This window comes from Streptomyces sp. YS-3 (assembly GCF_045257485.1).
Taxonomy (GTDB): Bacteria; Actinomycetota; Actinomycetes; order Streptomycetales; family Streptomycetaceae; genus Streptomyces.
In genome coordinates this window covers 1-5,611 of sequence record NZ_JBJHPC010000474.1, presented here as the reverse complement: position 1 = coordinate 5,611, position 5,611 = coordinate 1, and the positions used below count along the sequence as shown (strand labels likewise).

At 72.3% G+C, this 5,611-nt stretch carries 6 protein-coding genes; 3 read left to right on the top strand and 3 right to left on the bottom strand.

What is annotated here, in order from left to right; all coding sequences use genetic code 11:
* On the bottom strand, positions 1 to 520 hold a 520-nt coding region (locus tag ACJA3G_RS28535), incomplete at its 3' end, for an isochorismatase family protein (RefSeq protein ID WP_406555919.1).
* A 98-nt stretch (positions 521 to 618) separates the two neighbouring features.
* Positions 619 to 1,605, bottom strand: a complete 987-nt coding sequence (locus tag ACJA3G_RS28530; RefSeq protein ID WP_406555918.1) for a GlxA family transcriptional regulator — start codon at positions 1,603 to 1,605, stop codon at positions 619 to 621.
* 234 nt (positions 1,606 to 1,839) lie between these two features.
* Between ACJA3G_RS28530 and ACJA3G_RS28525 the strand changes: the two genes are divergently transcribed.
* Both ACJA3G_RS28525 and ACJA3G_RS28520 read left to right on the top strand, forming a co-directional pair.
* A complete protein-coding gene (locus ACJA3G_RS28525) occupies positions 1,840 to 3,438 on the top strand; it encodes an alpha/beta hydrolase (protein WP_406555917.1) in 1,599 nt (532 codons plus the stop codon).
* Positions 3,439 to 3,583: 145 nt separating this feature from the next.
* On the top strand, positions 3,584 to 4,591 hold the full coding sequence (locus ACJA3G_RS28520; RefSeq protein WP_406555916.1) for a threonine/serine dehydratase: 1,008 nt from the start codon (positions 3,584 to 3,586) through the stop codon (positions 4,589 to 4,591).
* Between the two features lie 107 nt (positions 4,592 to 4,698).
* Here ACJA3G_RS28520 and ACJA3G_RS28515 read toward each other — a convergent pair whose 3' ends face one another.
* Positions 4,699 to 5,034 (bottom strand): helix-turn-helix transcriptional regulator, encoded by a 336-nt coding sequence (locus ACJA3G_RS28515; protein WP_406555915.1) that lies wholly within the window; start codon positions 5,032 to 5,034, stop codon positions 4,699 to 4,701.
* 138 nt (positions 5,035 to 5,172) lie between these two features.
* On the opposite strand from ACJA3G_RS28515, the gene ACJA3G_RS28510 reads away from it, so the two are divergent.
* Positions 5,173 to 5,611: STAS domain-containing protein (locus ACJA3G_RS28510; RefSeq protein WP_406555914.1), on the top strand; the 439-nt coding region annotated here is incomplete at its 3' end.

Here is a 5,611-nt window from a genome sequence, read left to right as displayed (position 1 = left end):
GGCGGGTCGCGGTGGTGTCGGCGACGACGGTGGGGCGGTAGCCGAGGTTGAAGGCGCCCTGGGCCGTGTAGTTGACGCACATGTGCGTCATGAACCCGGCCAGGATCAGGTCCCTGCCGCTGCCGGGCGCGGCGCCCAGGCCGGTCAGGGTCTTCTCCAGGTCCGTGGCGTGGAAGGCGTCGGGGAACTGCTTGACCACGACCGGCTCGCCGTCCACCGGAGCCACCTCGTCGCTGATGGCGCCTATGTGGGCGCGGATGTCGTACGGGGTGTTCTCGCCGCCGTCGTTGACGATGTGGACGACGGGTGTGCCTGCCGCGCGGGCGCGTGCCAGGAGGCGGGCACCGGCCGCGACGGCCTCCTCCGCCCCGTCGAGCGCCATGACGCCGGTCCGGTAGGTGTTCTGGAAGTCGATCATGATGAGGACGGACTCGCTCAGCCGGGGAGGGCGGTTGTCCAGGCCGACCACGTCGCGCAGGGTCGTGGCGGGGCGGTTCGTCTCGGGCTTGTTCGTGTTCATCGGGTGCCTTTCCGGCGTGAAGGGGGCATGGCGAAGCGAGCCGTGTCGCGCTCGCCGCGTCGGGTGTGATGGAAGGGATGGAGGGCGCCCCCGGGCCGTCAGGTGGCGCGGAAGCGGCGGCGGTACGCCCCGGGCGTGGTGGCCAACTGCCGTCGGAACGCCCGGTGCAGCGTTTCGGCCGAGCCGAGCCCGGCCGCGGTCGCGACCTGGTCGAGGGGGCGGTCGGTGGTCTCCAGCAGCCGCCGGGCCGCTTCCACGCGCGCGGCCTCGACGTACGCGGCGGGACCGGCGCCCGTCTCCTGGGTGAAGACCCGCGCGAAATGCCGTTCGCTCAGACACATCCGCGCCGCCAGGGCCGGGACGGAGAGGTCCCCGTCGAGGTGCTCGGAGATCCACAGCCGCAGCTCGTCGATGTCACGGCGGGAGGCGGCGGGCCGGCTGAGCGGGACGGAGAACTGGCTCTGGCCGCCCTGCCGTTTGAGGAACATGACCAGCTGTCGGGCGACCGCGAGTGCCACGTCCTCGCCCAGGTCCTCGGCCACCAGGGCCAGCGCGAGGTCCAGGCAGGCGCTGATCCCGGCACCCGTCCACAGCCGCCCGCGGTCGGTACGGACGAAGATGGGATCGGGGTCGACGGTGACCGCGGGATGGTCCGCGGCCAGCTGGGCGGCGGTCGACCAGTGGGTGGTCGCGGTCCGCCCGTCCAGCAGCCCGGCCGCCGCCAGCACATGGGCGCCCACGCACACCGAGGCCACTCGGCGGGCGTGCGCGGCCGTCTCCTTCACCCACGCCACGACATCCGGGTCGATCCGTGCGGTGGGCCCGTCGTCGGTCATGTCGACCGCGCCGGGCACCAGCAGGGTGTCCACCTCCCGGCCGACCTCGGCGAAGCTCAGATCGGCCACCAGCCGCACCCCCGCCGAGGTCCGCACCTCGCCCGCGACCGGACCCGCGAGCCGGACCCGGTAGTCGGCGCGGCCCCGAGCCTCCCGGTTGGCCAGGGCGAACACCTCGGCCGGGCCGGCGACGTCGAGCAGGTCGACATCGGGGAAGACCGCGATGACGACGCGGTGGGTGAGGGGCATGCGTCCATCCTCGTGGCCCCCTGCGATGGCCGCAATGACGATTCCCTGTCACATCCGGACACCCGGAGGGGATGACCGGGGCGGGCCCCACCACCGTCGTCATGTCGACCGCGCGGTCGACCCCGAATCACGGTTGCATAACGAGTCATTCTCCTGTGTGACATGTGCAATGGCACATGTCACATGCTTTCCCTGACCGTCGCGCCGCCCCGGCGCGCGGACTGAGGAGGGCACATGCGAAGACCACTGACACTGCTGGCCGTCGCGGTCTCGACCGTCCTACTGGGCAGCGCGGTCCCGGTCGCCGCCGCCCCCGACGCCCACGAGAGCACCGTGGACCGGATCGCCTGGACATCCTGCGGTGACACCGCGACCCCCGCGCTCCAGTGCGCCATGCTCGAAGTCCCGCTGGACTACGCGCATCCGGACGGGCGGAAGATCAAGATCAAGCTCAACCGGCTGCCCGCCACGGCCCCCAAGGCCCAGCGGCAGGGCCCGATCCTGCTGAACCCCGGCGGCCCCGGTGACAGCGGTCTGTGGATGCCCGCCTACATCACCGGCCAGATCCCGGCCGACGTCGCCTCCACGTACGACTGGATCGGCTTCGACCCCCGGGGCACCAACGGCAGCGAGCCCCATGTCGTCTGCGACGCCCACTACTTCGACGGCGAGCGGCCCGACTACCAGCCCGGACACGGCACCGAGAAGGCCTGGCTCGCCAGGGCGGCGACCTACGCCGCCGACTGCGCGGCGGACTGGAGCTGGATCACGCCGCACATGACGACGGTGGACAGCGCGCGGGACATGGACCGCATCCGTGCCGCCCTGGGCGCCAAGAAGATCAACTTCTACGGTGGCTCCTGGGGCACCTCACTGGGCTCCACCTACGGCCAGCTGTTCCCCTCCCATGTGCGGCGCATGGTCCTGGACAGCATCGTCGGGCCCACCATCTCCTGGTACGACCACAACATCCTTCAGGACAAGGAGCACGAGCGGCGCTTCCGCGCCTTCGCGGAGTGGACCGCCAAGGCCGACGCCGTGTACCACCTCGGCACCGACGCGGACGCGGTGACCAAGAAGTACTACGCCATGGAGGACGCGCTGCGCACCGCCCCGGTGTCCGCCGCGCCCGCCCCCGGCAGGATCGGCCCGGCCGAGTTCGAGGACACCTTCTACGGCGGCGGCTACAACTTCCTGCGCTGGCCCCGGATGGCCACGGTCCTCTCGGGCTATCTCACCCGGCACGACTCCCGGCCGCTCACCATCGCCTACAACCGGTACGCCGCCCCCGGCGCCGATGACGGGGCCTTCCCCAACTACAACGCCACACAGTGCACGGAGAGCAACTGGCCCCGCGACTGGGAGTTCTGGAAGAAGGACCAGGCGAAGGTCAACGCGGTCGCGCCATTCTACACGTACAACAACATGTGGTACAACGCCGCCTGTATGTTCTGGCCGCACCAGGGCGGCCAGGGCCGACTGAAGATCACCGGCAAGGGTCTGCCGCCGGTGCTGCTCTTCCAGGCCACCGAGGACGCGGCCACCCCGTATCCCGGCGCGGTCGCGATGCACAAGGCGCTGCCCGGCTCCAAGCTGGTCGTCCAGAACGGCGGCAGCTTCCACGAGGTCCTCTTCCACGGCAACGCCTGTCTGGACGACACCTTCGTCGCCTATCTGCGCGACGGAACGCTGCCCGCCGGCAAGGGGTTCGTCGCCAAGACGTGCGCCCCGGAGGCGGACCCGGCACCGGCGTACGTCGAGCCCACCCTCAGCGCGAAGGCGTCCGCGGGGCTCTCCGCCACGGACCGCGAGACCGTACACGGCCGCTTCTGACCGTCCCGCGCACTGCTGGTCGCGTGCTCCCGGCAGGGATGCGGGAGCACGCGACCGGCCGGACGGCCGCAGGAGGGATCATGGAGGCCCGACCGTCCGGCGCGACGCCCGGCCGGACGCCCCTCTCCGCCCTGGGAGCCCCGATATGCACCAGCTCACGTACGGCGAGATCAAGGCCGCCGCCGACCGTATCGCCGGACGCGTCCGTCCCGTCGCCCTCGCCCCCGCCGACCCCGGGGAGTTCCACGGCGACCCGGCGGAGGGTTCCCGCGAGGGGTGGCTGGCGCTGGAGTTCCTGCAGCACACCGGCTCGTTCAAGGCGCGGGGCGCGCAGAACTTCCTCCAGGCCCACCGCGAGGCCGGGACCCTGCCCGACGCGGGCATGACGATCGCCTCCGGTGGCAACGCGGGGCTGGCCTGCGCCTGGGCCGCGCGGCAGCAGGGCGTGACCGCCACCGTCTTCCTGCCCGCCACCGCGCCCGCCGTGAAGACCGCCCGGCTGCGCGGCTTCGGCGCCGAGGTCCGGCTGGTGGGCACCGAGTACGCGGACGCGCTGGCCGCCTGCGAGGAGTTCGCCGCCACGACCGGGGCGCTGGCCTCGCACGCCTACGACCACCCGCTGATCGCCGCCGGAGCCGGCACCGTACTGGAGGAGATCGTCCGGCAGGTCCCGGGCCTGGACACCGTGGTGGTCGCGGTCGGCGGCGGGGGGCTGTACGCGGGCGTCGCCACCGCCGCCCGCCACCACGGCGTACGCGTGGTGGCGGTCGAGCCGGAGAACTGCCGCGCGCTGAACGCCGCGATCGGCGCCGGCCGCCCGGTCGACGTCACGGTCGACTCGGTCGCCGCCGACGCCCTCGGCGCACGCCGGGCCTCGGCGATGGCCCTGGACGCCGCCCGGCAGGGGGAGGTGCACTCGGTCCTGGTGCCCGACAGCGCGATCGTGCGTGCCCGCCGGGCCCTGTGGGAGCACCGCCGTATCGCCGTCGAACACGCCGCCGCCACCGCGCTCGCGGCCCTTCCGTCGGGGGCGTACCCGCAGGTGGTTGGAGGCGGGTACCGCCCCGCCCCGGGCGAGAAGGTGGCCGTCGTCCTGTGCGGGGCCAATACCGACCCCGGCGACCTCACCGCCGTCCAGCCCGACCAGGCCTGATCCCGGGCCGCTCCGGAGAGCGGCCGAGCGGCGGCCCGGCAACCTCATCGCCCGACACCCGTCGCCCAACAGGGCGGCTGCGTGGCGTCACACCTGCCCGGCGTCGTTCACAGACGCTGCGGCTGCTGCCCGCGCTGTTCGTCGTGCCGGGCCAGGACTCCGAGCAGGGTCGCCACGGTCAGTCCGGCCTCGGCCTCGGCCGGGTGGCGCAGCGGTACACCCGGTTCGATGCGGTAGGTGTTGGAGCGGCCCTGCCGGGTGTGGGACAGATACCCGGCCTCCTCCAGGTCGGAGATGATGCGCTGGACGGCGCGCTCGGTGAGCCGGCAGTGCGCGGCGATGTCACGTATGCGCGCGGACGGGTTGTCGGCGATCGCGGCGAGCACGCGGGCGTGGTTCGTCAGGAACGTCCACCCCGCGTGCGGTTCAGGTACGGCACCCATCCCGCCATGGTAGGACCCTCCTTTCACGCATTCAAATAGACGAAATACTTTTCGTGTATAGCTTGACGTATCAGCAGCGGAAGCGGAACCTGTAGGGACCCGAGCAGGGCACCGGCGGATGCCTGGGGAGCCAATGCCATGTCAAAGCAAGCGATACCCGCACAGAACAACAGCGGGCGCGCCCTCTACACGGCCCCGGCCTACGCGCCGAGCGGCCGGCCACTGCCGCGCCTGGAGATCGAGGTCGTACCGGCCGGCGACCGCCAGCTGGTCACCGTCGCCGGTGAGGTCGACATCGACGCCGACCGGCTGCTGCACAGCACCCTGTGCGCCGCCTTGGAGCGCGCGCGCCACGGTGTCGACCTCGACCTGAGCAACGTCGACTTCTGCGACTGCTCCGGCCTCAACATCCTGCTGCGCATCCGCCGACACGCCCTGAGGGACGGCAAGACGCTGCGCGTGCACGCCGTGAGCCCCATCGTCCACCGCCTGCTGACGGTCACCCGCACGCTCGCCCTGCTCGCTCCGCCGTCCGATCCGGAAGCCTCCACCCCCGCCGATCCGGAAGCCCCCGGCC